The organism is Vibrio caribbeanicus ATCC BAA-2122 (genome assembly GCF_000165125.1).
Taxonomy (GTDB): domain Bacteria; phylum Pseudomonadota; class Gammaproteobacteria; order Enterobacterales; family Vibrionaceae; genus Vibrio; species Vibrio caribbeanicus.
In genome coordinates this window covers 1-507 of sequence record NZ_AEIU01000024.1, presented here as the reverse complement: position 1 = coordinate 507, position 507 = coordinate 1, and the positions used below count along the sequence as shown (strand labels likewise).

Annotated in this window: 1 protein-coding gene; it reads left to right on the top strand. The window is 47.3% G+C overall.

Translation table 11 applies throughout. The features are described 5' to 3' along the window. Positions 1-488 (top strand): BspA family leucine-rich repeat surface protein (locus RH40_RS02870; RefSeq protein WP_009599810.1); only part of this gene is annotated, 488 nt, incomplete at its 5' end. Positions 489-507: the final 19 nt, after the last annotated feature.

The window sequence follows — 507 nt, the reverse complement described above, 5'->3', positions numbered from 1 at the left end:
TCGGCACCACCTTCAACCATCAAGGTTACACCTATCTGGTTGTTGACAATGAAAGCATTAAAGACCAAGCCCAGCTCGATAAACTGGAACAAGGCCAAATCCGTTTTTGTACTTCTCATGTAACTAATATGAATGGCCTCTTTAAGGGAAGGGAGTACTTTAATGCCGATATCAGTGACTGGGATACCTCCAACGTCGGTTCCAACACTGATAGGTGGTACCAAGGAATGGCCGCCATGTTTGAAGGTGCTACCAGCTTTAACCAACCCATCGGTAACTGGGATACCTCAAAGGTTGAAAATATGAAGTGGATGTTTAAAGGCGCCACCAGCTTTAACCAACCCATCGGTGACTGGAGTACCTCCGGGGTATGGGATATGAGGGAGATGTTTTTAGGAGCCGAAGCCTTTAACCAACCCATCGGTGACTGGGATACCTCCAACGTAGAAGATATGTCGTCGATGTTTAGGGGGCGCCACTGCCTTTAACCAACCACACGAGTAGTGT